25 protein-coding genes are annotated in these 24,595 nt (G+C 75.4%); 14 read left to right on the top strand and 11 right to left on the bottom strand.

The window, feature by feature from the left end:
* Nucleotides 1–132: 132 nt before the first annotated feature.
* Nucleotides 133–882 (bottom strand): anti-sigma factor domain-containing protein, encoded by a 750-nt coding sequence (locus tag ACFXOZ_RS36885; RefSeq protein WP_380594288.1) that lies wholly within the window; start codon nucleotides 880–882, stop codon nucleotides 133–135.
* On the bottom strand, nucleotides 879–1,463 hold the full coding sequence (gene sigK, locus ACFXOZ_RS36880; protein WP_380594286.1) for an ECF RNA polymerase sigma factor SigK: 585 nt from the start codon (nucleotides 1,461–1,463) through the stop codon (nucleotides 879–881). Before sigK ends, ACFXOZ_RS36885 begins: the two co-directional genes overlap by 4 nt.
* 310 nt (nucleotides 1,464–1,773) lie before the next feature.
* On the opposite strand from sigK, the gene ACFXOZ_RS36875 reads away from it, so the two are divergent.
* Entirely contained in the window at nucleotides 1,774–2,004 is a 231-nt protein-coding gene (locus ACFXOZ_RS36875; protein ID WP_380532331.1) for a hypothetical protein, read from the top strand.
* Here ACFXOZ_RS36875 and ACFXOZ_RS36870 read toward each other — a convergent pair.
* On the bottom strand, nucleotides 1,979–2,971 hold the full coding sequence (locus ACFXOZ_RS36870; protein ID WP_380594284.1) for an Lrp/AsnC family transcriptional regulator: 993 nt from the start codon (nucleotides 2,969–2,971) through the stop codon (nucleotides 1,979–1,981). The two genes, ACFXOZ_RS36875 and ACFXOZ_RS36870, sit on opposite strands and share 26 nt — an antisense overlap.
* Nucleotides 2,972–3,129: 158 nt before the next feature.
* Between ACFXOZ_RS36870 and ACFXOZ_RS36865 the strand changes: the two genes are divergently transcribed.
* Nucleotides 3,130–4,611 carry an FAD-dependent monooxygenase gene (locus tag ACFXOZ_RS36865; RefSeq protein WP_380532325.1) on the top strand — a complete coding sequence of 494 codons (1,482 nt, stop codon included), beginning with the start codon at nucleotides 3,130–3,132 and terminating at the stop codon, nucleotides 4,609–4,611.
* Nucleotides 4,612–4,670: 59 nt separating this feature from the next.
* Here ACFXOZ_RS36865 and cynR read toward each other — a convergent pair whose 3' ends face one another.
* Nucleotides 4,671–5,579 (bottom strand): transcriptional regulator CynR, encoded by a 909-nt coding sequence (gene cynR / locus ACFXOZ_RS36860; protein WP_380594282.1) that lies wholly within the window; start codon nucleotides 5,577–5,579, stop codon nucleotides 4,671–4,673.
* Nucleotides 5,580–5,705: 126 nt separating this feature from the next.
* Here cynR and ACFXOZ_RS36855 point away from each other — a divergent pair, with 126 nt between their 5' ends.
* Nucleotides 5,706–6,302, top strand: a complete 597-nt coding sequence (locus ACFXOZ_RS36855) for a carbonic anhydrase (RefSeq protein WP_380532319.1) — start codon at nucleotides 5,706–5,708, stop codon at nucleotides 6,300–6,302.
* 71 nt (nucleotides 6,303–6,373) lie between these two features.
* Complete coding sequence (cynS, locus tag ACFXOZ_RS36850; protein ID WP_380532316.1) at nucleotides 6,374–6,844, top strand: cyanase; 471 nt, start codon at nucleotides 6,374–6,376, stop codon at nucleotides 6,842–6,844.
* A gap of 66 nt (nucleotides 6,845–6,910) precedes the next feature.
* Here cynS and ACFXOZ_RS36845 read toward each other — a convergent pair whose 3' ends face one another.
* On the bottom strand, nucleotides 6,911–7,294 hold the full coding sequence (locus tag ACFXOZ_RS36845; protein ID WP_380532313.1) for a hypothetical protein: 384 nt from the start codon (nucleotides 7,292–7,294) through the stop codon (nucleotides 6,911–6,913).
* A gap of 219 nt (nucleotides 7,295–7,513) precedes the next feature.
* On the opposite strand from ACFXOZ_RS36845, the gene ACFXOZ_RS36840 reads away from it, so the two are divergent.
* Nucleotides 7,514–8,479, top strand: coding sequence for an alpha/beta hydrolase (locus tag ACFXOZ_RS36840; RefSeq protein WP_380532311.1), 966 nt, complete (start codon nucleotides 7,514–7,516; stop codon nucleotides 8,477–8,479).
* A gap of 71 nt (nucleotides 8,480–8,550) precedes the next feature.
* Nucleotides 8,551–9,102 carry a YciI family protein gene (locus ACFXOZ_RS36835; protein ID WP_380532308.1) on the top strand — a complete coding sequence of 184 codons (552 nt, stop codon included), beginning with the start codon at nucleotides 8,551–8,553 and terminating at the stop codon, nucleotides 9,100–9,102.
* Between the two features lie 34 nt (nucleotides 9,103–9,136).
* Here the strand turns inward: ACFXOZ_RS36835 and gndA are convergent, their stop codons facing one another.
* Nucleotides 9,137–10,600, bottom strand: coding sequence for an NADP-dependent phosphogluconate dehydrogenase (gndA, locus tag ACFXOZ_RS36830; RefSeq protein ID WP_380594280.1), 1,464 nt, complete (start codon nucleotides 10,598–10,600; stop codon nucleotides 9,137–9,139).
* 365 nt (nucleotides 10,601–10,965) lie between these two features.
* Between gndA and ACFXOZ_RS36825 the strand changes: the two genes are divergently transcribed.
* From ACFXOZ_RS36825 to ACFXOZ_RS36815, 3 genes are all read left to right on the top strand, one after another.
* The gene (locus ACFXOZ_RS36825; protein WP_380594278.1) at nucleotides 10,966–12,606 is read left to right on the top strand and encodes an alkaline phosphatase family protein; all 1,641 of its coding nucleotides are present in this window, start codon (nucleotides 10,966–10,968) and stop codon (nucleotides 12,604–12,606) included.
* A gap of 139 nt (nucleotides 12,607–12,745) precedes the next feature.
* Entirely contained in the window at nucleotides 12,746–13,546 is an 801-nt protein-coding gene (locus ACFXOZ_RS36820) for an NAD-dependent epimerase/dehydratase family protein (protein ID WP_380594276.1), read from the top strand.
* Nucleotides 13,547–13,577: 31 nt separating this feature from the next.
* Nucleotides 13,578–14,234, top strand: a complete 657-nt coding sequence (locus ACFXOZ_RS36815) for a hypothetical protein (RefSeq protein WP_380594274.1) — start codon at nucleotides 13,578–13,580, stop codon at nucleotides 14,232–14,234.
* On the opposite strand, the gene ACFXOZ_RS36810 is transcribed toward ACFXOZ_RS36815, so the two are convergent.
* The 5 genes from ACFXOZ_RS36810 to ACFXOZ_RS36790 form a co-directional block, all read right to left on the bottom strand.
* Nucleotides 14,227–15,663, bottom strand: a complete 1,437-nt coding sequence (locus ACFXOZ_RS36810) for an alpha/beta fold hydrolase (protein WP_380594272.1) — start codon at nucleotides 15,661–15,663, stop codon at nucleotides 14,227–14,229. The two genes, ACFXOZ_RS36815 and ACFXOZ_RS36810, sit on opposite strands and share 8 nt — an antisense overlap.
* Before the next feature lie 119 nt (nucleotides 15,664–15,782).
* Nucleotides 15,783–16,325, bottom strand: a complete 543-nt coding sequence (locus tag ACFXOZ_RS36805; RefSeq protein WP_380594270.1) for a hypothetical protein — start codon at nucleotides 16,323–16,325, stop codon at nucleotides 15,783–15,785.
* A gap of 12 nt (nucleotides 16,326–16,337) precedes the next feature.
* Nucleotides 16,338–17,072, bottom strand: coding sequence for a 2OG-Fe(II) oxygenase (locus tag ACFXOZ_RS36800; RefSeq protein WP_380532756.1), 735 nt, complete (start codon nucleotides 17,070–17,072; stop codon nucleotides 16,338–16,340).
* Between the two features lie 157 nt (nucleotides 17,073–17,229).
* Nucleotides 17,230–18,975, bottom strand: coding sequence for a putative Ig domain-containing protein (locus ACFXOZ_RS36795; RefSeq protein ID WP_380532759.1), 1,746 nt, complete (start codon nucleotides 18,973–18,975; stop codon nucleotides 17,230–17,232).
* Between the two features lie 296 nt (nucleotides 18,976–19,271).
* Entirely contained in the window at nucleotides 19,272–20,471 is a 1,200-nt protein-coding gene (locus ACFXOZ_RS36790; protein WP_380594290.1) for a M20 family metallopeptidase, read from the bottom strand.
* Between the two features lie 278 nt (nucleotides 20,472–20,749).
* Here ACFXOZ_RS36790 and ACFXOZ_RS36785 point away from each other — a divergent pair, with 278 nt between their 5' ends.
* From ACFXOZ_RS36785 to ACFXOZ_RS36765, 5 genes are all read left to right on the top strand, one after another.
* Complete coding sequence (locus tag ACFXOZ_RS36785) at nucleotides 20,750–21,076, top strand: PadR family transcriptional regulator (RefSeq protein WP_380594268.1); 327 nt, start codon at nucleotides 20,750–20,752, stop codon at nucleotides 21,074–21,076.
* Nucleotides 21,073–21,996 carry a hypothetical protein gene (locus ACFXOZ_RS36780; RefSeq protein ID WP_380594266.1) on the top strand — a complete coding sequence of 308 codons (924 nt, stop codon included), beginning with the start codon at nucleotides 21,073–21,075 and terminating at the stop codon, nucleotides 21,994–21,996. Before ACFXOZ_RS36785 ends, ACFXOZ_RS36780 begins: the two co-directional genes overlap by 4 nt.
* Nucleotides 21,997–22,141: 145 nt before the next feature.
* Nucleotides 22,142–23,008, top strand: a complete 867-nt coding sequence (locus ACFXOZ_RS36775; RefSeq protein WP_380594264.1) for a DUF4184 family protein — start codon at nucleotides 22,142–22,144, stop codon at nucleotides 23,006–23,008.
* Nucleotides 23,009–23,656: 648 nt separating this feature from the next.
* Nucleotides 23,657–23,878 (top strand): hypothetical protein, encoded by a 222-nt coding sequence (locus tag ACFXOZ_RS36770; protein ID WP_380533068.1) that lies wholly within the window; start codon nucleotides 23,657–23,659, stop codon nucleotides 23,876–23,878.
* 9 nt (nucleotides 23,879–23,887) lie between these two features.
* Nucleotides 23,888–24,595, top strand: a 708-nt coding sequence (locus ACFXOZ_RS36765; protein ID WP_380594262.1) for a helix-turn-helix domain-containing protein, incomplete at its 3' end; no start/stop codon positions are given.

Raw genomic sequence — 24,595 nt, 5'->3', positions numbered from 1 at the left:
GGGTTACCGGATGGTAACCGCTGGGCGGCCGACCGCGGCAGGCCCGGAACCGGTTCCGAACCGGTTCCGGGTCGGTCCGGAGGTCGGTCCGGAGCCTGCGCCGGGACCACGGGGTGGGCGCGGCGAGCCGGGTCAGCCGAAGGACAGCAGCATCACCGGGGCCGAACTCGGGTGCGCCGAGCCGCCCGCCGGTTCGACCGTCACGCCGATGCCGCTGGCCCCGTCCAGCGGCCCGGACAGCAGCAGCGCCCCGTCGCCGCCCGGCAGCAGTCCGGCCGGACGCATCGTCCCGGAGTCGTTGAACCACAGCTGGTAGGTGCTGCCCGCGCCCGGCGCGGGCATCCCGGAGGCCAGGAACGCGGCCCGGTCCCGGCTGGGCGACCACACCACCGTCCCCACGCCCGCCCCGCCCGCCGCCGCCCCGGTGGCGGTGCGGGCGTCGGGCGCGGCGAGCAGGCCCGCGACGTGGTCCTGCGCCTGCTGGAGCGCGGTGGCGCGGGCCCGGGCCCGGTCGGCCTCCCGGTGCTGCTGGACGGCGACGCCCCCGGCGCCGACCGCCAGGGCCAGGCAGGCGGCGAGCGCCAGCCTCGGAAGGCCGCGGCGCAGCGGCCCGGGCCGGCGGGCGTCCACGGCGGGGGGAGCGGTGCGCGGCGCCTCCTGGCGGAGGGTGGGCAGCGCGGCCAGCACCCTGGCCTTGAGGGCCTCCGGCGGGACGACGGAGTCCGCGGCGGCGAGCCTGGCCAGGGTCGCGGCGAACTCCGCGACCTCCAGGGCGCAGGCCGGGCAGCCGGCCAGGTGGCGCTCGAACTCGGCGCTCTCGGCCGGCTCCAGGGCGTGGGTGGCGTAGGCGCCGGTCAGGGTGTGCAGGTCGGCGACGGTCATGCTCCCACCCCCAGGCAGTCGCGCAGCCGGATCAGTCCGTCGCGCATCCGGGTCTTGATCGTGCCCAGCGGTGCGCCGAGGACCTCGGCCACCTGGGGGTAGGTGTAGCCGCGGTAGTAGGCGAGTGTCAACGCCTCCCGCTGCAGATCGGTGAGCGTCCTCATGCAGCGCCGGACCTGTTCGCGCTCCAGTCGGCCCTCGACCTGCTCGGCGACCTCGTCGAACACCGGGGCGTGGGCGGCGGCGGCCGCCCGCTGGTCGCGGTCGGCGGCGGCCTGCGCGGCCCGGACCCGGTCCACCGCGCGCCGGTGGGCGATGGTCAGCACCCAGGGCATGACCTCGCCGCGCTCGGCCCGGTAGCGGGCGGCGGTGCGCCACACCTCCAGCAGCACCTCCTGGGCCACCTCCTCGGACTGCGCCGGGTCCCGCAGCACCCGGCGCACCAGGCCCAGCACCGGGCCGGCCACCGCGTCGTACAGGCGGGAGAAGGCGTCCTGGTCGCCCCGGGCGACCCGGGCGACGAGTTCCCGCAGGTTCGGGCCGGGCAGGGCCGGCCCGGACAGGTGCACGACGGCGCTCATCCGGCCGCTCCTGCGGTACGGCGGGTGGGCGGCGGGCCGCACGGGCGGAGGGCGGGCATGACGGGCCTCCCGGGTCGTGGCCGGAGTGGAGCCCGGCCGGGTGGACAGTACGGCTGACACCCGCTCTTCGGTGCGGGCGGCGCGCCGGATTGGTCCGGGATCGCCCCGGCGCGGCGGAGCCGCCCCGATCCATCGGGGACGCGCCCAATCCGTCCGGGAGCGGGCGACGAATCCCTGGGCGGAAGGCGGTCCGCCCGGCACCGGGCCGGCCCGCGAGACGCCCCTTCGGTATGAGCGGAGGCTTCCCACCATGGCTCCCACCCGCCTCGCAAGGCCCCCCGACGGTCGCCGCGACGACCTGGTGGCGCGGATCGTGCGCGCTGTCGCCGAGGGCGACGGCGCCGCCGTGGACGTGCTGCTGGCGGTGCTGGAGGCCGTCGCGGACGAACCGACGCTGCGCCGGCTGTCCGCGGAGCTGAGCCACCTGGCGCTGCCGCCGGCCGCCGGGCCGGGCGCTACCTCCGGTTCGCGGCCTGCTTGACGGTCCTGATCGACGGCGCCGTCTCGACGTGGCCGACCGCCGGGAGCGCGGCCACCCTGGTGGTCAGGTAGCGGTACAGCGCGCGCCGGTCCGCGCACACCACGGTGGCGTACAGATTGGTCGGCCCGGTGGTGGCGCAGGCGAAGGCGACCTCCGGGTGCCCGGCCAGCGCCCGGCCCGCCTCCTCCAGGTACGGGGGAGCGACCGAGATCCACAGCAGGGTGCGGGTGCCGACACCGAGCAGGTGCGGGTCGCAGTCGATGTCCAGGTAGAGCACCCCGCGTTCGCGCAGCTCCGCCATCCGGCGCCGGACGGTCGTGGGTGACCAGCCGGTGGCGGCGGCGAGCTCCTCGAACCCGGCCCGGCCGTCCGTTTCGAGGGCGGCGAGGAGCCGGCGGTCGCCGTCGTCCAGCCGCACCGCTCCGCGCGGGTGGGCCGGCGCGGGCGGTGCGGGCGATGCGGCCGACGCGGGCGGGCTCAGGGCCGCGACGGTGGCTCCGTCCAGCGGCCCGAGCTTGGCGATGAGGCTGTCCGGGCCGCCGTAGAAGGAGTGCAGCACCGAGTGCGCGCTCACCCCCTCCACCCGCGGGGTGCGGGGGAGCCGGGCCAGCAGCAGGGCCTCGCTGTCGGCCTCGGTCTCGGCCCGGACGGTGCAGGTGATCTCGGTGCCGCCGGAGGTCAGGCTGACCCAGGAGGTGTCGGGGCGGCGGGCCAGCGCCTCGGCGACCGCGACCGCCGCGGCGGGCGCGCAGCGCACCCGCAGCAGCCACAGTTCGGCGCCCAGCGCGAGCGGGTCGACCCCGCCGAGCACCCGTACCGCGCCGGTCGAGCGCAGCCTGGCGTACCGGCGGGCGACGGTGCGGTCCGACACCCCGAGGGCGGCGGCGATGGTGCTGAACGGGGCCCGGCCGTCGATCTGCAGGGCGTGGACGAGGCGGCGGTCCAGCTCGTCGTAGTCGGATTCCACCGTGCCGAGGGTAGCGGGTGTCGGATTCCGTCACCATCGCGCCGGTCACTGGGCCAACGGCCCTTGGTGGAGCGAGCGTTGACCCCGTCGACGGAACCCGGCCGGTCGCGGGAGGACGCGCCGGGCGGAACCGTCCGAGGAACCCGAGGAGAAGCACCGTGGACACCGAGGTACTCGTCGTCGGAGCCGGCCCGACCGGCCTGACGGCGGCCAACGAACTGCTGCTGGCGGGCGTGTCGACCGTACTCGTCGACCGCCTGCCCGGGCGCAGCACCCTCTCCAGGGCGGGCGGCGTGCAGACCCGCACCCTGGAACTGCTCGACCAGCGCGGCCTGCTGGACCCGCTGCTGGCCGGCGGGGACCACCCGGTCGGCGGGAGCCACTTCGCGGGCATCCCGCTGCCGGACGCCCCCGCCGACGACCCCGGGCCGGGCGCGTTCCGCCCGCGCCGGCCCTGGCGCTCCGTCCCCCAGGTCGTGCTGGAGGCCTTCCTGGAGGAGCACCTCGCCGGGCAGGGCCTCACGGTCCGGCGCGACCACGAACTGGTCGCCCTCGCCCAGGACGAGGAGGCCGTCACCGCGACCTTCGCCGGCGGCCGGGTGCTCCGGGCCCGCCACCTGGTCGCCGCCGACGGCGGCCACAGCACCGTACGGTCCCTGCTCAAGGCCGAATTCCCGGGCCGGGCAGGCACCGTGACCACGATCGCCGCGGACGTCCGGCTGAGCGGCGCCGACGGTCTGCCCACCCACCACCGCGGCCCGGACGGCCACTGGACGGGGATCTTCCCGCTCGGCACCGACGACCGGGGCCGCCCGCTGCGCCGCCTCGCCATGGGCGGGCCGGGCCGCTCGCTGCCCAGGGACGTCCCGATCACCGAGGAGGAGATCCGCGAGGGGCTGCGGGCCGTGTTCGGCGAGCGGGTGCAGCTGCTCGAACTGTGCCACGCCCGCCGCATCACCGACGCGGCCCGGCAGGTCGCCCGGTACCGGCACGGGAGGGTGTTCCTGGCCGGCGACGCGGCCCACGTCCACCTCCCGCTCGGCGCCCAGGGCATGAACGGGGGGATGCAGGACGCCTTCAACCTCGGCTGGAAGCTCGGCGCCGCGGTCCGGGGCTGGGCACCGGAGGGCCTGCTCGACAGCTACCACACCGAACGCCACCTGACCGGGACGACCGTGCTGCGCAACGTCCAGGCGCAGGGCCTGCTGATGGACTGGGCGGGCAGCCGCGACCCGGACGTGCTGGCCACCCGGGACCTCTTCACCGAGCTGATCGCCCTGCCGGAGGTCCACCGCCGGCTGAGCGAGGTGATGTCCGGAACGGCCACCCGCTACCCGATGCCGGACACCGGCCCCCACCCGCTGCTCGGCGGGCCGGTGCCGGACGCCGACCTCGGCCCGGTGCGGCTGCACCAACTCCTGCGCTCCGGCCGGGGCGTGCTGCTCGACCCGCAGGGCGCCCTCGCCGAGGCCCTCGCCCCCTGGTCCGACCGGGTGGACCGGGTGGACCGGTTCGACGGGGGAGCCCGCGTCGAACCGATGCTGATCCGTCCGGACGGCCACGTCTGCTGGGTGGGCACCCCGGAAACCCTCCGGCCGTCCCTGATCCGCTGGTTCGGTGCCCCGCGCCAGGTGGCCTGACGCACCGTCAGTCTCGCAGCGCCCCCGGACCGTTCCCGGTCGTCCGGGGGCGCAACGGTTCACGAGGTCGGCGGCGGGTAGCCGCGGGCGCGGACCAGGTCGTGCACGAGTGCGGTGAAGGCCCCGGTGGCGGCGCTCCGGTAGGCCTCGGCGCGGTGCAGCAGGGCGACGGTGCGGGTGGGGAGGGGCGGTTCGAGCGGGACGCGGGCGAGCCGCGGGTGGTCGTGGGTGACGGCGTCCGGGAGCACGGTGGCGAGCGGGGTGCGCTGGACGATCTCGGTGAGGGCCTGGACGGAGTTGGCCTCGACCGCGATCCGCGGGCTGACGCCGTGCCGGGCGAGGTGGTCGTCGATGTGGCCGCGGGTGGCGAAGTCGCCGCTGAGCAGGGCCAGTCGGCGGTCGGCGAGCTCCCGCACGGGGAGGGCCGCACAGGCGGGCGGGTCGTCGCCGGCGCGGGTGACCAGGGTGAGGTGCTCGGTGAACAGGGCGGTGGCGGTGACGCCGGGCAGGTGGGGCCTCTGGAAGGCGATGCCGAGGTCGAACTCGTCGGTGAGCAGCCCGGTTTCGATGCGGTCCTGGCTGGTCTCCCGGACGGTCAGGGCGATGCCGGGGTGGCGGGTGTGGAGCTCGGCGGCGAGCGGGCCGACGAGGTAGGCGGTGAAGGTCGGGGTGACGGCCAGGCGCAGCCGCCCGCGCGAGAGGTCCTGGACGTCGTGGACGGCGCGTTCGGCGGCGGCGAGGTCCCGCAGCGCGCCGCGGGCGTGGTGGGCGTACGCCCGGCCGGCGTCGGTGAGGCGCACGGTGCGGCCGGTGCGGTCCAGCAGCTGGGCGCCCAGGGTCCGTTCGAGCTGCTTGACCTGCTGGGACAGCGTCGGCTGGGAGATGTGCAGCTCCTCGGCGGCGCGGGTGAAGTTGCCGTGGTCGGCCACGGCGAGCAGATAGCGCAGATGGCGCAGTTCCAGGGCCATGGACCGAACTATAGACCCCATCGATGAGAACCATCGGTAACAGCTCTTGGACGCTATAGCCCCAGGTCGTGCACTGTGGATCCCGCCAGGCCGCACCGGCCCGGCGCCACGAGAGGGAGTGACCCCATGCGTGACTTCACCGAGGGCATCGCGCACTTCCAGCGGGACGTGTTCCCCGCAAAGGAGGAGCTCTTCGCCCGGCTCGCCGCCGACCACAGCCCGCACACGCTGTTCATCGGCTGCTCCGACGCCCGCGTCGTGCCGGAGCTGATCACCGGCTCCGACCCGGGTGAGCTGTTCGTGATCCGCACCGCGGGCAACCTGGTGCCCGCCTACACCCCCGGGGCCGACGGCGTCACCGCGAGCATCGAGTACGCCGTCGCCGCCCTGGGCGTCCGGGACATCGTGGTCTGCGGGCACTCCGGATGCGGCGCGATGACCGCCCTCGCCCACGGCCACGACCTCAGCGGAGCCCCGGCCGTCGCCGACTGGTTGCGGCTCGCCGACGCCTCGGTGGCGCGCACCGCCACCGCGGGGGACGTCCCGGCCCTGGTGCGGCAGAACGTGCTCGCCCAGCTGGCGAACCTGGCCACCCACCCGTCCGTCGCCCGCGCCCTGAGCGCGCGGGCACTCACCCTGCGCGGCTGGGTCTTCGACATCGCCACCGGCGGCGTCGAGGACCTCACCGCCACCACCGGCCGGGCTGCCGCACGCGCGGCCTGACCGACCCCCAGCCCCCGGAGCGTCCCCGCGGCGCCACCCGTAGCCCCACCGACCACGAGAAGGAACCTCCCATGGTGCACGCCCAGTTCGACCCCACCGCCCGCCAGCTGCTCGCCGTCGCCGCCGTCGAGGCCAAGACCCGCAAGGACCTCACCTGGCAGCAGATCGCCGACGTCTCCGGCCTGTCGGTGGCCTTCACCACCGCCGCCGTCCTCGGCCAGCACGCGCTGCCGAAGGAGGCCGCCGAGGCCGTCACCGAGATCCTGGGCCTGGACGCCGACGCGGCCGTGCTGCTGCAGACCATCCCCACCCGCGGCTCGATCCCCGGCGGCATCCCCACCGACCCGACCGTCTACCGCTTCTACGAGATGCTCCAGGTCTACGGCACCACCCTCAAGGCCCTCGTCCACGAGCAGTTCGGCGACGGCATCATCTCCGCGATCAACTTCAAGCTCGACGTCCGCAAGGTCGCCGACCCCGAGGGCGGCGAGCGCGCCGTCATCACGCTGGACGGCAAGTACCTGCCGACCAAGCCGTTCTGACCCACCCCTCTTCCCCCACGGCGGGGCGGGGCCACCGCCCGCCCCGCCGCACCGCTCAGCGCGAGCTCAGGGAGCCGTGAGCCCGGGCAGGGGGCCGAACTCGGTGCAGAACTCGCAGTCGCAGGTGGTCAGCGAGTTCGCCTGGCAGTGGGCGGTGGCGAAGTAGCGCCCGGCGCAGGGTTCGGGGGCGACCGGGGCGCCGTCCTCGGGCAGCGTGCGGCGGCAGGCGCCGCAGCGGACGGCGACTGCGACGCCCGCTCGGCGCAGGTTCCGTGCGGCGGGCGCGGCGAGCTCGAAGGGGACGTCCGCCAGCAGGACGGCCGTCCCGGCGTCCAGCGCCAGGCCGGCCTGCCAGAGGCTCAGCCCGTTCACCGTGCGGACCGCCTTGAGCCGCACCGCGCCCCGGGGCGAGGGGCCGGCGAGCCGTACGGTGAACTGCGGATCCTCCACAACTCCCCCTCTGCCAAGCGGTGTTCCCGGCCTCGGCAGGCCAGTCAACTCCCCGCCCGGCCACCGCGCCAGCGGTTTTCCGTCCGGGCCGATCCAGGATGCGAGCCCCTCCACGCCGGCGTGGAGGGCGGGCCTGGCAGGGTGGGGTGGGACGGGATGCCGCTCGGGTGTCCGTCCGGTGAGGGGGTGCTGGTGGTGGGTGGATCGGTGGGCCGACGGGTGCCTCCGTTGGATCCGGAGGTGCGGGCGGCCGTGGAGGCCGCCGGGGCGCGGGCGCGGGAGGTGCTCACCACGGAGGGTCTGGCGGCCTGGCAGGAGCGGGACGCGCGCGTCCGGCCCCGGCCGACGCTCGACCGGCTGAGCGACGGCGGCCGGTTCGAGGTGACGGAGCTGCAGGTGCCGCGGGCCGACGGCGACGGCGCGCTCACCCTGGTCAGCGCACGACCCGCCGGGATCCGGGAGCCGCTGCCGCTGCTCTACTACCTGCACGGCGGCGGGATGGTGACGGGCAACGCGTGGTCCGTCCTGCCCCGGGTGCTGCGCTCCTGGGCGCTGCCCCTGCGGCTGGCCGTGGTCTCCGTCGAGTACCCGCTGGCGCCGCGCACCCGCTTTCCCGGGGCCGTCGAGGACTGCTACGCCGGGCTCGGCTGGGTCGCCGAGCACGCGGACGAACTGGCCGTGGACGCCGGGCGCCTGGTCATCGGCGGCAAGAGCGCCGGCGGCGGGCTCGCCGCCGCCCTCGCCCACCTGGTCCGCGACCGCGGCGGACCGGCGCCGATCGGCCAGCTGCTGCTCAGCCCGATGCTCGACGACCGCGGCGACACCTTCTCCAGCCACCAGATGGTCGGTCACGACACCTGGGACCGCGGCTCCAACGCCACCGCCTGGCAGGCCGTGCTCGGCGACCGCCACGGCGCCGCCGACCTCTCCCCGTACGCGGCCCCGGCCCGCGCCACCGACCTCACCGGGCTGCCCGCCGCGTACCTCGACGTGGGCTCCGCCGAGACCTTCCGGGACGAGGCCGTCGGCTACGCCGACGCGCTCTGGAAGGCCGGGGGCGAGGCCGAACTCCACGTCTGGCCCGGCGCGTGCCACGGCTTCGACACCCTCGCCCCGCACTCCGCCCTGGCCCGGGACGCCCAGGAGGCCCGCACCCGCTGGCTCCGGCGCGTCCTCCAGCGGTGACGCGGCGGCCCCGGGCGGCCGGGGCGGAAAACGATTCGACCGGGGCGGCCGCCGGACGGGATGCTTCGGGGATGGAGTTCCTCTGCTACCACCGCGACCGGCCCGGGTCCCTGCCGCTGCGCGACGAACTGCTCGAAGCGCACCGGTCCTACATGGACGGGTTCGCGCAGGAGATGATCGCCCGGGGGCCGACGCTCACCGCCGACGGGGCCCTGCCCACCGGCAGCGTGCACGTCCTCGACCTGCCCGGCCCGGCCGCCGCCCGGGCGTTCGCCTTCGAGGAGCCGGGCTACCAGGCCGGGGTCTACCGGGACGTGCTGCTGCGGCGGTGGCGCAACCTGCTGGGGCGCACCATGTGGGACTTCCCCGGCGGCCGGACCGGGGGCACCCGCTACCTCGTGCTCGGCCTCGGCGGCGGGCAGCCCGTCGACCTCGCGGTGCCGGCCGACCGGGAGGAGCTCATCGCCTACGGGCCGCTGCTCTCCGACGATGGGACGGCCTGGCTGGGCACGGCCGTCCTGCTCCGGGCGCCGGATCCGGACGCGGCGCGGGCGGTGCTGACCGCGGACGGCTACGCCGACGTCGAGGTGCACCGGTGGCAGTTCGGCGGCCGCCCGTCCTGACGACCCGGTCCGGTACCGTCGCCCGGGCGAGAACCTACGCCCCGGTGTCCGTGCGTTCCTCCGGCCGGCCGGGCTCGGCCCAGCGGGTGTGGTAGCTGCCCGGCCGGTCGGTGCGGCGGTAGGTGTGGGCGCCGAAGAAGTCGCGCTGGCCCTGGATCAGTGCGGCGGGCAGCCGCTCGCTGCGCAGGGTGTCGAAGTAGGCCAGCGCAGCGGAGAAGGCCGGCACCGGGATGCCGTGCTGGGCTGCCCCGGCGACGACCGTGCGCCAGGCGGCCTGGGCGTCGGCGACCTCGGTGGCGAACTGCGGTTCCGCGAGCAGGCTGACCAGGTCGGGGTCGGCGGCGTGGGCGGCGCGGATCCGGTCGAGGAAGGCGGCCCGGATGATGCAGCCGCCGCGCCAGATCCGCGCCACCGCGCCGAGGTCGATGTCCCAGCCGTACTCGGCCGCGGCGTCGCGGATCATCGTCCAGCCCTGGTCGTAGGCGATGACCTTGGAGGCGTAGAGGGCCTGTTCGACGTCCCGGGTGAAGCGCTCGGCCTCGTGCGGGTGCAGCGGGTGGACGGTGCCGCCGGGCAGCGGCCGGTAGGCCTCGCGCAGCGCCGTCCGGGCGGAGGCGACCCGGGCGAAGGTGGCCTGGGCGATGGCGGTGACCGGGGAGCCGAGGTCGAGGGCGGTCTGCACGGTCCAGCGCCCGGTGCCCTTCTGCTCGGCGGCGTCCTGGACGATGTCGACGAAGGGCCTGCCGGTGTCGGCGTCGGTGTGGGCGAGGACCTCGGCGGTGATCCCGATCAGGTAGGAGTCGAGCCGCCCCCGGTTCCAGCGCTCGAAGACGCCGGCGATCTCGGCGGGGGAGTACCCGCCGACGTCCCGCAGCAGGTGGTAGGCCTCGGCGATGAGCTGCATGTCGGCGTACTCGATGCCGTTGTGGACCATCTTCACGAAGTGGCCGGCCCCGTCGCTGCCGATGTGGGTGCAGCACGGCTCGCCGTCCACGTGGGCGCTGATCCGCTCCAGCATGGGGCCGAGCACGGTGTACGACTCGGCGGAGCCGCCGGGCATGACCGAGGGGCCGAGCAGCGCGCCCTCCTCCCCGCCGGAGACGCCGCTGCCGACGAAGTGGATGCCCTGCTCGCGCAGCGCCCTCTCCCGTCGGCGGGTGTCGGCGAAGTGGGCGTTGCCGCCGTCGATGATCATGTCGCCGGGTTCCAGCAGCGGCGCGAACTCCTCGATGACCTCGTCGGTGGGCCCGCCGGCCTTCACCATGATCAGCAGACGGCGCGGACGTTCCAACGCGGCCACGAAGTCCCGCGGCGACTCGGCGGGGACGAAGGTGCCTTCGTGGCCGAACTCCTCGACCAGGGCCCTGGTCCGGGCCGGGGTGCGGTTGTGCACCGCGACCGTGTAGCCGTTGCGGGCGAAGTTCCGCGCCAGGTTGCGGCCCATGACCGCCAGGCCCGTCACGCCGATCTGTGCCGAACCGATCGCGGCTGCGTCCATGAGCTGTGCTTCCTTCCTCGGGGCCGGCCGACGGAGCGGAGCGCGCCGACCGCGTGCCGCGCACGCGAAGGACCGCCCTGGGCGGTCGGAGTCCAGGATCACCGGCGGACGGTGCCGCCCGCCCGGGGGGCTGGGCCGTTCAGGTGCCCGGAGGCGCCCGCCGACCCCGCCGCACCGACCCTACTCCCGCGTCAAGTCCCATGGCAGGGCAAGGCGTTGGTGGGCGACGGGTAAAATCCCGGGCCGCCCGGCGGAGCGGACCGGTGCTGTTCACGTTCCGGCCGCCACCGGTACACCGGGGCCTCCCACCCTGGGGGCCGCACCGCCGCAGTCACCTCCCCTCCCCCCTTCCACAGGAGACCTCCGTGACCCGTCGTTACGTCCGACTGGCCGCCACCCTCGGCGCCGCCGGTGTGCTGGCCGGATCCACCGTCGCCCAGGCCGCCGCCGCCGAGGAGGGCCGCGGCGCCCACCGGGCCCAGCACGTCCTGCTGGTGTCGGTGGACGGCCTGCACCAGTCGGACCTCGCCCGCTTCGTGGCCGCGCACCCGCAATCGGCGCTGGCCCGGCTGGTCCGCGGCGGCGTCGAGTACACCCACGCCGCCACCACCGACCCGTCCGACTCCTTCCCCGGCATGGTCGCCCAGCTGACCGGCGGCGGCCCCGGCACCACCGGCGTCTACTACGACGACACCTACAACGCCGCGCTGCTCCCGGCCGGCACCACCGACTGCGCCCACGCGAAGCCGGGCGTCGAGGTCGACCTCACCGAGGACCTGGACAAGAACAAGGACGCGCTCGACGCCGGCCAGGGCCTGCCCGGCCTGCCCGGGTCCATCCTGCGGATGACCGGCAACCCGCAGACCCTGATCGACCCGGCCAAGCTGCCGGTCGACCCGCGGACCTGCAAGCCGGTCTACCCGCACTCCTACCTCCAGGTGAACACCGTCTTCGAGGTGGCCCGCCAGGCCGGCCTGCGCACCGCCTGGTCGGACAAGCACGCCGCCTACGACATCCTCAACGGCCCCTCCGGCACCGGCATCCAGGACCTCTTCACCCCCGAGGTGAACAGCAACGCCACCGGCTACAAGGGCGATTGGACCAAGGACAACCAGGCCACCGAGCAGTACGACTCGTACAAGGTGCAGGCCGTCCTCAACGAGATCGACGGCTACGACCACAGCCGTGCGCAGCGGGTCGGCACCCCGGCCGTCTTCGGCCTGAACTTCCAGTCCGTCTCCACCGCGCAGAAGCTGGCGAGCTCCGACGGCCTCCAGGGCGGCTACGTCGCCAACGGCGTGCCCGGCCCGCTGGTGGAGAAGAACCTGGCGTACGTCGACCAGCAGATCGGCGCGCTGACCGCCGAACTGCGCAAGCAGCACCTCGACCGCTCCACGACCGTCATCCTCTCCGCCAAGCACGGCCAGTCCCCGATCGACCCGGCCGCGCTCAACCGGATCGACGACGGCCCGCTGCTCGACGGCCTCGACGCCGCCTGGAAGGCCGCCCACCCGGGCGCGGGCGCCCTGGTCGCCCATGCGGTCGACGACGACGGCGTGCTGCTCTGGCTCAACGACCGCTCCCCGGCCGCCACCTCCTTCGCCAAGGCCTACCTGCTGGCGCAGAACGGCACCGGCGTCGGCATCGACGGCAAGGCCCGGCCGTTCACCGGCAGCGGCGTCCAGAAGGTCTACGCCGGGGCGGAGGCCGCCGGCCACTTCGGCGTCGCCCCGGGCGACCCGCGGGTGCCGGACGTCTTCGGCGTCGCGCAGTACGGCGTCGTCTACACCGGCGGCAGCAAGATCGCCGAGCACGGTGGCGCCCACGCCGACGACCTGAACGTCCCGCTCGTCGTCTCCGGCGCGGCCACCCCGGGCGGCGTCCGCCGGGAGGAGAAGGTCGAGACCAAGCAGATCGCCCCGACCGTCCTCGATCTGCTCGGCCTCCAGCCGCACGACCTCCAGGCCGTGCGCGCCGAGCACACCCGGGTGCTGCCCGTCCGCTGAACCGCCGGCGGTGGGCCGGGGCGGCCCGCCGGGCCGCGGATAATCACCTGATCCCCGGCGTCCCGTCAGGTATCGTCGCGCGTCGTCGGACCGGGCCCTTCGGCCCGGCGACGCGCGACGCGGAACCCAGGGGGAACGAATGACGGTCAACCAGCCCGGTCAGGTCCTGATCACCGGAGCCGCCGGCCGGATGGGCAGCTGCCTGCGGGAGTTGCTGCCCGGGTACGGCCACCGGCTGCGCGGCTTCGACCGGCTGCCCGTGCCCGGCGATCCCGGGGCCGTCACCGCCGACCTGCTGGACGTCGAGGCGCTGGCGGCGGCGATGGACGGGGTCGACGCCGTGGTCCACCTGGCCGGGATCCCGGGGGAGGCGCCGTTCGCCGACATCCTGGCCGCCAACATCGAGGGCACCTACCGGCTGTACGACGCGGCCCGGGAGGCCGGCGTCCGCCGGATCGTGTACGCCAGCAGCAACCACGCGACGGGCTTCACCGAGCGGCCCGCCGACGGCGGCACCGTGCCGGTGGACGCGCCGCAGCGGCCCGACACGTACTACGGGGTCTCCAAGTGCTTCGGCGAGAGCCTCGCCTCGCTGTACGCCGACCGGCACGGCATCGAGACCGTCTCCCTGCGCATCGGCTCCTTCACCGAGCGCCCCCGCAGCATCCGGATGCTCGCCACCTGGCTCAGCCCCGGCGACTGGGCCCGCCTCGCGCACGCCGCCCTCACCGGCCCCGTCACCGGCCACACCGTGGCCTACGGGATCTCCGCCAACACCCGCGCCTGGTGGGACCTCTCGACGGCCCGGGCGCTCGGCTACCGGCCGCAGGACGACGCCGAGTCCTTCGCCGCCGAACTCATCGCCGAACTGGGCGAGTTGTCCCCCGAGGACCCGGAACACCGCTACCTCGGCGGCCGCTTCACCCAGACCGGCCGCTGACCGCCGCCCCGGACATGGCAGACTCGGCCGGATGATCGTGATGCAGCCCGTCCTGGAGGCGAGGCTCCTGGACGGCTTCGACCTCTGGCCCGTCGCCGGGACCGGGGCCGCCGGGTTCCTCGCCCTCGACGGCGGGCTGTCGCCCGCGGAGGTCGGGACGGCGGTGATGCTGGTCGCCCGCTGCAACGACGTCGATCCCGACGTCGACCCCGACGGCGGGCGGCCGCCGCGGCCCGCCGATCCGCTGGACTCCTTCCTGCACGGGCTGCTGACCTTCGAGCAGGTGTACGCGGCGGGCGGGCTGCGGGTCACCGACCGGGCCTCCGGCATCGAGTTCCAGCCCGGCTGCTGCGACGGCCTGGAGGACTGGCGGGACTGGCACGGACTGTTGGAGCACGGCGGGCTGGTCGGCTACGGGCACGAGCCGGTCTCCCCGCTCGCGGAGCGGTTCGGCAGCACCGTCCGGCTCACGGTCAACGCCGACCAGCCCGACAGCCCCGTGATCGTGCTGCCGGTCGCGGACCTGGGCGGGCTGCTCGCCGGGGTCGAACGGGACCTGGGCGCCTTCCTCGGGCTGGCCGGCGACTGGGCCCGTCAGCACCTGCCGCCCGGTCGCCGGGGCCCCGTCATCGCCGCCGTTGCCCGGGCCCTCGACCTGCCCGCGCCGACCGTGCCGGGCGCTACCTGAGCAGGAAGTCGTAGACCGCCTGCCGTCCGACCGGGTCGGCCGCGCGGTTCTGCACGGAGTGGGCCGTTCCGGGGACGATCACGATCTCCGGGTGGTGCACCAACTGGGCCTGCTCGTAGAGCAGTTCGTACGGCGTGGCGATGTCCCGGTCGCCGCCGAGCAGCAGGACCGGCACGTCGGGCAGCTTGCGGTGGGCCGGGGGCAGCGGCGGCACCGGCTCGCGGGGCCAGTCGAGGCAGACCAGCAGGCTGCCGAGGCCGGTCGCGGTCGCCGGGTCGAACGGCCAGGTCTGTTCGGCGGTCAGCCGCTTCCGGGTGCGCTCCAGCGCGGCGGCGCGGCCCGCCACCGGGGTGTCGGTGCTGCCCCAGGGGAAGCGCCCGTCGGCGCACACGGTGGCGGAGTGCAGGCCCTGGCTGAGGTCCTCGGCCGGGGCGGCGTCGACCACCTGGTGGACGAGGGCGAAGAGGTCCTGGAGCTTCGCGGGCTGCCCGGCGGCGGCCTCGTGCAGGATCTCCGGGACGGCGCCGAAATCCGGGTCGATGAACTCGTAGCCGGTCAGCGCGCCGAGGATCTGCGCGCCGTTGCCGTAGCGCCGGACGGTGGCGGCGAGGTCGGCGGCCGGGTCGGTGGTGCAGCCGGTGGCCCGGCAGGCGGCGCGCAGCACCCGGGCGGTGGCGGGCATCGCGGCCAGGTCGAGCGGGTCGAAACCGCTCTGCGGCGCCACCGAGTCGAGCACCAGGCGGGCCACCCGGGAGGGGTGGGCGAGGGCGTAGCGCTCGGCGACGATGGTGCCGTAGGAGACGCCGTCCAGGGTGAGCCGGCGGTCGCCGAGGGCGCGGCGCAGCAGGTCGATGTCGGCGACGGTGTCCGCCGTGCTGTAGTAGCGGGCGTTCGGGCCGAGGGCGGTGGCGCAGTCGGCGATGGACTGCTTGCGGGGTACGGCGAGGTCGGAGGAGCCCATGTCCTCCTGGAGGCCCGGGCACTGGAGGGCGCCCCGGCCGGTGCCGCGCTGGTCGAACATCACCAGGCGGTAGTCCTTGAGGACGGGCTCCAGCTTGCCCGCCATCTGCCGGATCGACGGGACGCTGGACTGGCCGGGGCCGCCGGAGAGGAACAGCAGGTCGCCCTTGGGCGGACTGCTGTTGTTGCTGAGGGCGACCGCCAGGTCGAGGGTGCCGGGGGTCCCGCCGCTGTGGTCGAGCGGCACGGTGAGGGTCCCGCAGGTGAACTCGGGTGCGTCCGGGCAGGGTGCCTGCCCGGTGACGCCGCCGCCGTGGCCCGGTGGCTCGGCCGGGGCGGCGACGGCGGGGCCGGCCAGGGTGGTGGCGGCCGCCACCGCGACGGCGCCCAGCAGGGCGGCGATGCGGCCGCGCGTGCTGGTCCTGCCCGTCTTGTTCGTCGCGTTCGCCAGGTTCGTCAGGTTCGTCATGGGCGTCTGGGGTCCTTCCGCTCACGCCGCGTCCGCGTGGACGCGGTCGGGAACCAGCCTGCGCACCGGGACACTTCGTTGGCGAGCGTCCGGACGCGATTCGCCCCGGGAACGGACCGTCAGGACCCGAACGGCCCCGGACGGCTCCGGGGGCGGGCAGTGGTGAGCCACCCGTCGCGGACCTCCCAGGTGCCGCCGTCCGCAGTGGCGCCGCGCAGGCCGTGCAGGGTGTCGGGGCCCGCGAGGGCGATCATGTGCGGCTCGGCGAGGGCGGCGGAGTCGAAGGTCCGTTCGGCCGTCCAGGCGGTGCTGTGCCGGAGCCGCCGGGCCAGTCGGGCCCAGCCGAGGGGCGCGGCGGCGATCACCCAGGCGTCGGGCTCCTGGGCGGTGAGGCGCCGGGCCGGGCGCAGCCAGGAGGCGGCGTGTTCGGGCCAGTCGGTGACGGTGAGGACGGTGCCGCCGCGGGCCTGCCAGGCCTCGGTGAAGGCCAGGGCCGTCGCGCGGGAGGCTTCGTCGCGGCTGTGGCCGACGGCGACGGTGTGCACCCGGGGGCGGTTCGTGGTCAACAGGTGCAGCAGGGCGGCGAGTTCGGCCTCGGTGTGCCGGGCGGGCACGGGCAGCGGCCGGCTGGCGGGATCCGGGGCGGGCACGGGGGTGGGCACGGCGTCCCCGGCTCAGGCGTCGTGGAAGACGAGCCCGAGGGCGTGGCGCCGCCCCGAGCGTACGGTGCTCACGCCGTGCCGGACGGGGGCGGCGGAGTGGCCCCGGGCGGAGCGCACGGGCCGGTCGCGGGTGGTGAACACCAGGCCGTGGCCCTGGGGGAGGACGGTGCTGGTGCCGCGGGACTGTGCGCGGGGGCGCTGTTCGACCAGGAGGAACTCGCCGCCGGTGTAGTCGGTGCCGTGCCGGTCGAGGCCGATGACCACCTGGAGCGGGAAGACGAGGTCGCCGAAGAGGTCGCGGTGCAGCGCGTTCCAGTCGCCGGCTCCGTAGCGGAGCAGGATCTGCGAGGACTTGGCCTGGCCGGCCGCGTGGCACTGCTCCAGCCACTCGTCGAGGGAGTCGGGCCAGGGCGCGGGGCGGCCGAGCTTCGCCGCCCAGTCGCGGGCGACGGTGAGCAGGTGCGGGTAGAGGGCCCGGCGCAGGGCGTCGACGGGTGGCGGCGGCTGGTGGGTGAAGTAGCGGTACCGGCCGGAGCCGAAGCGGTGGCGGGCCATGTCGACGGTGCTGCGGAACAGGTCGTCGCGGTCGTAGCGGGCGGCCAGTTCCCGGCATTCCGCGGGGGTGAGGAGCTGGGGGGTGAGGGCGCAGCCGTGGGCGTCGAGCTCCTCGGCGAGGGCGGGCCAGTCGGCCGAGTCGACGCGCTGCCGTACGGGTGCGGGGGAGGCGGTGGTGGTTCGGGTGCTCACGGGCCCAGTCTGCGGTGCGGCGTTGCCCGCTGCTGGCGGCTTTCGGACCGGGAGGTGTCGGCACGGCCGCGGGTGGCGGCGCGGTCGCAGGTGGTGGCGGGGCGTGCCGGGGGGCCCCCCCCCCCCGCGGGGGGGGGGGCGGGCCCCCGGCCGTGGCTCAGGAGACGTTGACGGCGGTGTCGTCGAGGACGAAGGAGGTCTGCTTGGTGTAGTCCTCGGAGCCGGAGAACTTGAGGGTGACGCTCTGGCCGGCGTAGCCGGACAGGTTGAAGCTGTGCTGCTGGTAGCCGGTGGCCGCGTTGACGTTGGAGTAGGTCGCCAGGGTGGTGCCGTTGGCGGTCACGGTCAGCTTGTCGAAGGCGGTGGTGTTGCTGGCCGCGGTGTCGATGTGCAGCCAGAAGCTGAACGTGTAGGTGCTGCAGCCGGCCGGGAGGGTCACGGTCTGGGCGAGGGTGTCGGTGTTGGTGCTGCCGTACCCGTCGAGCCAGGCGTCGTAGCTGCCGGAGTGCGGCGGCTCGTTGGAGCTGCTGTTGATGGTGCTGGTGCCGCTGGTGTTGGTCTCCGTCCAGCCGGTCGTCGAACCGGCCTCGAAGCCGGGGTTGGTGAGCAGCTGGGCGGCGGTGCAGCCGCTGCCGCCGCCGGTGGGCTGGACGGTCCAGGTGAAGGTGACGGAGGAGGACGGGCCGGTGGAGTCGGTCGCGGTGGCCGTCACGGAGTACGTCCCGGCGGTGGTCGGCGTGCCGCTGATCAGGCCGCTCGTGGCGTTGACGCTCAGTCCGGCGGGCAGGCCGGAGGCGCTGTAGCCCAGGGTGCCGCCGGCGGTGTCGGTGGCGGAGAGCTGGAGGCTGGTGGCGGTGCCGGCGGTGGCGGTGCGGGCGCCGGGGTTGGTGAGGGTGACGCTGCCGGTGGTGCTGCCGCTGCCGCCGGCGGCGAGCCAGGCGGTGGCGTTGAGGCCGAGGGCGGCGTCGGTGCCGGCCGGGTCGTCCCAGCCGTTGTAGACGGTCTTGCCGGGCTCGCCGGTGCCGTCGTCGATGGCGGAGCTGTCGCCCCAGACGGCGACCCGGCCCTTGCCGAAGCTGCTGGTGGCGAAGAAGGCGCCGGTGGTGCCGGAGGAGCCCGTGCGGTAGACGATGCCCTTGACGGCGGGGTTGTCGGCGGGCTTGAGGGTGAAGGTGGTGCCGTTGCGGATGATGCTGCCGGTGACGGTGCCGAAGGGGCCGTGCAGGACGGGGTCGGTGGCGTCGTTGACGGCGGTGGGGTTGTCGGTCTGGATGTTGAGCAGGTCGACGGAGAGCCCGAACGGGTCCTTGCTGTTGACCGAGTTGGTGGTCATCAGGTCGTTGATGACGGCGGGGGAGTCCCAGCCGTCGTTGTTGCGGTCGCTGCCGGTGTGGTCGGAGATCAGGAACAGCCCGCCGCCGTTCTGGACGAACGTCATGACCGCGGTCTTCTCGGCGTCGCTGAGCCGGACGTTGGGCTCGGGCAGGACGAACTCGTCGAAGTTGGCGAGGTCCAGCGCGCCGCCGGTGCCGTAGGTGATGCTGGAGCCGCTCGGCAGGGTCTTGAGGCTGTACTGGCCGGTCTTCTGGAGGGCGACGCCCCAGCTGGAGATGGCGCCGGTCCAGTCCGTCCCGGACTGGGGGTTGGCGTTCTCGGCGAGCGGGTCCGGCTGGCTGGTGCTGATGATCCAGTCCGCGTTGCCGGCGGTCTCCGCCTTGCTGTTGTCGAACAGGACGCGGTGCTGGGTGGCGGTCGCGGCGGCGGGGGCCGTCGTGGTGGCCGTCGTCGCGCTCGCGGTGGTGGCCGCCGCGGCCGGGTGGGGGGCGGTGCTCGCGACGGCGAGCACGGTCAGGACGGCGGCACCCAGGGCGAGCGGGCGTGTCACGTTGACGCGTCTGAGCATGGGTCAAGTCCCTTGGTTCGTGGGGATGCAGGGGAGAGCTACGCGCGTAGGCGCAGTGGCACGGTCCCATGATGGGGTAATCGGCGCTTGAACGGAACGCGACGAAACGGCTCATCAGTGCGCCCTCGGGCCTTTCGCCGGAAGCCTGCACAGCTGCGACACGGTTGGGCCACCGGACCTCCGCGCCCGCGCCGCGGCCCTTGCCGAAGCCTTTAACGAGGGCTCCGGCAAGGGCCGCGGAAATGGGAGTCCGGCGACGGGAGTTGCTCCCCCTGCACCGGTTGTGCGCGGGGCCGCTACCCCCGGGCCAGCCGCCCCAGGGCCAGACCCGCCAGCAGCGCGGCGCCGTCGCCGAGCACGCCGTCGTCGAACTCGGCCTCCGGGGAGTGGTTGTAGGGTGCGGTGAACGGGTCGCGCCCGTCGTCCGGGACGGCGCCGAGCAGCAGGTACGCCGACGGGACCAGTTCGCCCAGCACGCCGAAGTCCTCGGAGCCGGCGATCGGCTGGGGCATCTCCAGGCAGCGCCCCGACCCGAACAGCCGGGCCGCCAGGCCGGACGCGAACTCCGTCTCCCCCGGGTCGTTGACGGTCACCGGGTAGCCGGGCTCCACCTCGGCCGTCACCTCCAGCCCGTGGGCCGCCGCGATCCCGTGCACCACCCGCAGGGACTCGGTGCGCACCAGCTCGCGCGAACGCGGCGAGAAGGAGCGGACGGTGGCCTCGAACCGCGCCTCGTCGGGGATCACGTTGGCCGCCGTACCGGCGCCCAGCAGGCCCACGGTGAGCACCACCGGGTCGAAGGCGTCGATCCGGCGGGTCACCATCGACTGGAGCGCCAGGACCGCCTCGCAGAGCGCCGGGACGGGGTCGAGCGCCGAGTGCGGGCTGGAGCCGTGCCCGCCGCGCCCGCGCAGGGTGACCCGCAGGGTGTCGGAGGCGGCGAGCACCGGCCCGGGGCGGGTGGCGACCACCCCGTTGGGCAGGATGGCGGCGGCCACGTGCAGGGCGTACGCGGCCACCACCCGCTCCCCGGCCGCGTCCAGCACGCCCGCCTCGACCATCAGCCGGGCGCCGTCCGCCCCCTCCTCGCCCGGCTGGAACATCAGCACCACGTTCCCGGCCAGCTCCGCGCGCCGCTCGGACAGCAGCCGGGCGGCGCCGACCAGTGCGGCCGCGTGCAGGTCGTGCCCGCAGGCGTGCATCACCCCGGGGGTCTCGGAGGCGTACGGCAGCTCGGTGCCCTCCTGCACCGGCAGGGCGTCCAGGTCGGCCCGCAGCAGCACGTTCGGGCCCGGTCGCCCGCCGCGCAGGACGGCGGTGATCGAGCTCAGTCCCTTGCCGAGGGTGAGTTCCAGGGGGAGGCCGTCGAGCGCGGCGAGCAGCCGGGCCTGGGTGCGGGGGAGGTCCAGTTCGAGTTCCGGACGGCGGTGCAACTCCCGGCGGAGCAGCGCGAGTTCGGGTTGCAGGAGGGCGGCCGAGCGGAGCAGCTCGGGCAGGTCGAGCCGCTCCCACGGCGCGGCGGGCGCGCCGGGTGCGCCGGGGGTGGCGCTGGGCAGGTCGGACACGGGGGACCTCCAGGGGTGGACGGACCGGGGGGAGCCCGGGGTGGCTGGTGCCATGATCGGAGGTTGCCCACCCCGATCGGGCCCGGCACACGGGAGGGCCGTGAATCCGGTGCGGACGCCACGGGAAACGCTCCGGGGCATGGCCGACCTCGGGCTTCGTTGAGATGGTCCGACGGAGTGACTATCTTCATGGGGTGAGTGAGCGTGTGATGCAAGAACCCACCGTGATGGTCCTGACCGCCCTCGCGGACGCCCCCCGGCACGGCTACGCCATCTCCCAGGAGATCAAGGCGATGACCGACGGCCGGGTCGCCCTGCGCACCGGAGCCCTGTACGGGGCACTGGACCGCCTGCTGGCCGACGGCCTGATCGAGGTCGAGCGCGAGGAGGTCGTCGACGGGCGTGCCCGACGGATCTTCACCCTCTCCCCGACCGGCCGCGAGCGGCTGGCCGTGGAGGCCGACCGACTGGCCGCGACGGCCCGGGAGGCCACCCGCCGGCTGTCCGCCGCCCGACCGGCGGCGACCGGCACATGATCGACCACCTGCTGCGCCTCTACCCCGCCGCCTACCGCCGCGCCCACGGTGCGGAGATCGCCGCGACCTACCGCGAGCTGACCGCCGGCGAGCCGCTGGGCCCACGCCTGCGGGACGCGGCGGAACTGGCGGGGCACGCACTGCGGCTGCGCGCCGGACTGGGGCCGGACACCGCCGCCGCACGGATGCTCGGGGCGGCGTACCCGCTCGTCCTGGCCGCCGCGGCCGCCGCCAGCGGGCTGCACCTGCTGCGCTGGTACGCCGCCGTGGCCGCCTCGCCGGCCCCGCTGGGGGTGCAGCTCCGGTCGGACCTGTCCGGCGTGTGGGGCGTACTGCTGCTCTCCTCGCTGCTGGTCTTCGCGGGGGCGGCGGCCGCCCTGGCCGGACGGTGGCGGGCGGGCGTGCCCTGCACCGTGGCCGGCCTGCTCGCCTTCGCCACGGCCGCCGTGGCCAGCGGGCCGGCCCTCGGCGACCCGGTCGCCGGTCCGGCCGCCGCCGTGCTGGCGGCGGCCGCGCTGCTCGGCTGCCCGCCGGACCGGCGCACGGAGGCCCTGGCGGTCGGCCGCGCGGGCACGGCCGGGGTGGCGGTCGCGCTGGTCCTGGTGCCCCGGGCGGCCGTCGCCGCGCACGCCGTGCCCTGGATCAGCACCGACTACGGGTGCTGGCCGCTGCTGGTGCTCGCCGCGGCGGCGGCGGTGACGGCCTGGCGCAACGGCTCCCGGGGCGGCGACTCCCGGGGCGCCCGCGAGCTGGCCGTCCGCGAACTGGCCGCCCTGGCCCTGGCCTCCCCGTTGCTGCTCGCCCAGGCCGGCACGGTGGCCTGGGGCGACCCGACCGCGCTCGCCGTCCTGGCGACCGTCCTCACGGCAGCCCTGGCGGCCGTCCCGCTCGCCGGCCGCCTCGGACGGTCCCGGCGCTGAACGACCCGACCCCGCCGAGCGGCCCCCCGGCCGAGCGGCGGGGTTCGTCGCGCACGTATTACTCCGTTTGACGTAGCATTCCGTTCAACGGACTATCGGGCCGTCGACTCCACCGGATCCGGCGGGCCCGCGCGAGAGGATGCCCATGCCGTTCACCCTGTCCCACCCCGCAGCCGTCCTGCCCCTGCTGCGGACGCCGTTCAGCCGGGTCGCGCTGGTGGCCGGGGCCGTCGCGCCGGACCTGCCGTACTTCCTGGTCACCACCGGACTGCCGGTCAGCGCCCAGTCCTGGTACGAGCCCTTCGCCAACGCCACCACCACCCACACCCTGCCCGGCGCCCTCACCGTCGGCCTTCCGTACACCCTCGCGCTGTGGGCGCTCCTCCTGGCCGGGTGGCGGCCGCTGGCCGCGCTGCTGCCGCTCCCGGCGCCCGCCGCGCGGCAGTCGTCGGGCGGTACAGGTGGTACGGGCGGTACGGCCGGGGCGGTGGTGCGGCGGGCCGGCTGGGTCCTGCTGTCCGCGGTGATCGGGCTCGCCACCCACCTGGTCTGGGACTCCTTCACCCACTACGACGGCTTCGTGGTCACCCGCGCGCCGTGGCTGAACACCACCTTGGCCGGCAGCCTCACCTGGGCCCGGGCCCTGCAGCACGCCAGCACCATCGGCGGCCTGGCCGCCACCGCGGTCTTCGTCTGGCGCCGACGGGACCGGCTGCGCACCGGCGCCCGGCCCTTCACCGGCCGGCGCCGCCACATCCTGGTCGCGCTGGCCCTGTGCGCGGCCGCCGGGGCCGTCGCGCATGCCTGGTGGTGGCTGGCCGGCCCGCAGGCGGTGGCCGACGGGCGGCCGTTGGACGCCCTGCTGGAAGGCGTGCTGTCCGACGCGGCGAAGGGCGCGGGCGCCGGCCTGATCGCGGCCCTGGTGCTGTACACCGCCGCCTGGTGGATCCGCCGCGCGGCCCTCGCACTGCGCGGCCGCGCGGGCGCCGCACAGGCCGGTACCACGGCCTGAACGCGGCAGACCGTCGTGCCGCCCGTCGTGCCGTCCGACGGTTCGGCAACTCCTGCCTGCCGTCCAGGACTTCGCTGTCGTGCGACGTTTCGGGGGCGCCCACCGGGCGCCCCCGAAGGGCCGGACGCTGGGTCCGGGTGGTGGCCGGCTCCGCTGCATCGGAGGGCGGCCGCGGTCCCTGGGTGTCGATTGCTCGCGACCGGGACTTCGGGTTCAAGGCTGGCGGGGAGCGGGGCCGGAACGCCCAGTTGCGTGCTGCGGGGCCGGACGGCGCGCTGGCGGCGGCGCTGGACGGGGTCGCTTCGGTGGTGGATGACCTGGGCCTTTTCCCGTTCCGCCGGGCGTGATTGTTGCGGCGGGTTCCGGACTCGCGCGCAAGAAATCCCGGGGATGGTGTCCGTCGGGACGGAAAACCCGGACAGGGGCGCGATCCGGCGTGTGCGGGGGCGCTCACGGTGGCCGCGAGCTGCGGATACCTCCGTCGATCATGCGATGTTCTTTCGGAGCGGAATGCCGGTTGGGCCGTTCGGGGAATTCGCGGGGCACGTCGTACCCGAGAATGAACGGCGGGTGCCGGGCGGGAGCTGCAATCTCCGGTCCGGGTCTTCAAGACTCGATTGAACGTCAATTCGATTGTAGGGACTTCGTATGAGTGTGCCGCGTCCGCGGCGGACGACGGCGAGCAGCAGCGTGCTGCCCGTTTCGGCCGTCGTCCTGGCGTTGGGTGTTCTGACCGCGGTCGTCGTTCTCGCCCTGGCCGGGGTGTCCACCGAGACGATCATCGCCCTGTCGAGCGCGGCGGTCTTCGCCGCGGCCGAGCTGACCAGACGGCTGGTCGCCGCCGTCGCCCGCGGACGCCGGCGCAGGTGAGCGTGCGCCATGGGACGGCACAAGAAGGCAGTGCCGGACGGTGCGTTCGCGGAACGGCTCGCCGTGTACCTGCGCGGCCTGCGGGAGCGCAGCGGCAAGACCTACGAGGCCATGGAACCCTTCTCCGTCGCGACCTTCTCGCGTGCGGACTCCGGTGCTTCCAGGCCGAGTTGGCGCGTCGTGGAGGCCTACGTACGGGCCTGCGGCGGACGGCCGTCGGAGCTGCGCAAGGCCGGCCGGCTGTGGCAGGAGACGCCCGCGAGCCAGCCGGCGGCGGACGCCCCGGCCGACGGCGCCGACGCCTGGCCCGAACCGGACACCCTGGTGGAGCCCCACCAGCTCGGCGAGGTCATGCGGATCGCGCGGAAGGCGTGCGGCGACCCGTCCTTGCGCGGCCTGGAGGTGCGGGCGGCGCAGCTGGGTGAACAGCTCTCCCGCAGTACGCTCAGCGACGCGCTGCGCAAGCGCGGCGGGCCGCAGTTGCGGACGTTCTGCGTCTTCATGCGGGTGATCGCGGACTATCCGGGGTCGCCGGCCGCCGGCTACCCGGCCCGGGTGTGGGCCGAGGCCTGGCACCGGGTGCAGGAGGGGGGCGGCGGGGCGGCGGCGCCCGCGGTCGGGCCGGGGCGTCCGTCGACGGCGCGCCGGGGCCCGCCCGCCACCCGGGGGGGGGGGGGGGCCCCCCCGCGGGAGAGCCCGGCCGGGGGGCCCCCCCGG

It is taken from the genome of Kitasatospora sp. NPDC059160, assembly GCF_042755465.1.
Classification (GTDB): domain Bacteria; phylum Actinomycetota; class Actinomycetes; order Streptomycetales; family Streptomycetaceae; genus Kitasatospora.
The sequence above is the reverse complement of the archived record's forward strand: the minus strand, read 5'-3'. Positions and strand labels throughout refer to the sequence as shown.

Coding starts and splice junctions, on each gene's coding strand:
- ACFXOZ_RS36885 (WP_380594288.1), bottom strand. CDS start 882: ATGACCGTCGCCGACCTGCACACCCTGACCGGCGCCTACGCCACCCAC.
- sigK (WP_380594286.1), bottom strand. CDS start 1,463: ATGAGCGCCGTCGTGCACCTGTCCGGGCCGGCCCTGCCCGGCCCGAAC.
- ACFXOZ_RS36875 (WP_380532331.1), top strand. CDS start 1,774: ATGGCTCCCACCCGCCTCGCAAGGCCCCCCGACGGTCGCCGCGACGAC.
- cynR (WP_380594282.1), bottom strand. CDS start 5,579: ATGGCCCTGGAACTGCGCCATCTGCGCTATCTGCTCGCCGTGGCCGAC.
- ACFXOZ_RS36855 (WP_380532319.1), top strand. CDS start 5,706: ATGCGTGACTTCACCGAGGGCATCGCGCACTTCCAGCGGGACGTGTTC.
- cynS (WP_380532316.1), top strand. CDS start 6,374: ATGGTGCACGCCCAGTTCGACCCCACCGCCCGCCAGCTGCTCGCCGTC.
- ACFXOZ_RS36835 (WP_380532308.1), top strand. CDS start 8,551: ATGGAGTTCCTCTGCTACCACCGCGACCGGCCCGGGTCCCTGCCGCTG.
- gndA (WP_380594280.1), bottom strand. CDS start 10,600: ATGGACGCAGCCGCGATCGGTTCGGCACAGATCGGCGTGACGGGCCTG.
- ACFXOZ_RS36820 (WP_380594276.1), top strand. CDS start 12,746: ATGACGGTCAACCAGCCCGGTCAGGTCCTGATCACCGGAGCCGCCGGC.
- ACFXOZ_RS36815 (WP_380594274.1), top strand. CDS start 13,578: ATGATCGTGATGCAGCCCGTCCTGGAGGCGAGGCTCCTGGACGGCTTC.
- ACFXOZ_RS36810 (WP_380594272.1), bottom strand. CDS start 15,663: ATGACGAACCTGACGAACCTGGCGAACGCGACGAACAAGACGGGCAGG.
- ACFXOZ_RS36795 (WP_380532759.1), bottom strand. CDS start 18,975: ATGCTCAGACGCGTCAACGTGACACGCCCGCTCGCCCTGGGTGCCGCC.
- ACFXOZ_RS36785 (WP_380594268.1), top strand. CDS start 20,750: ATGCAAGAACCCACCGTGATGGTCCTGACCGCCCTCGCGGACGCCCCC.
- ACFXOZ_RS36780 (WP_380594266.1), top strand. CDS start 21,073: ATGATCGACCACCTGCTGCGCCTCTACCCCGCCGCCTACCGCCGCGCC.
- ACFXOZ_RS36775 (WP_380594264.1), top strand. CDS start 22,142: ATGCCGTTCACCCTGTCCCACCCCGCAGCCGTCCTGCCCCTGCTGCGG.
- ACFXOZ_RS36770 (WP_380533068.1), top strand. CDS start 23,657: ATGAGTGTGCCGCGTCCGCGGCGGACGACGGCGAGCAGCAGCGTGCTG.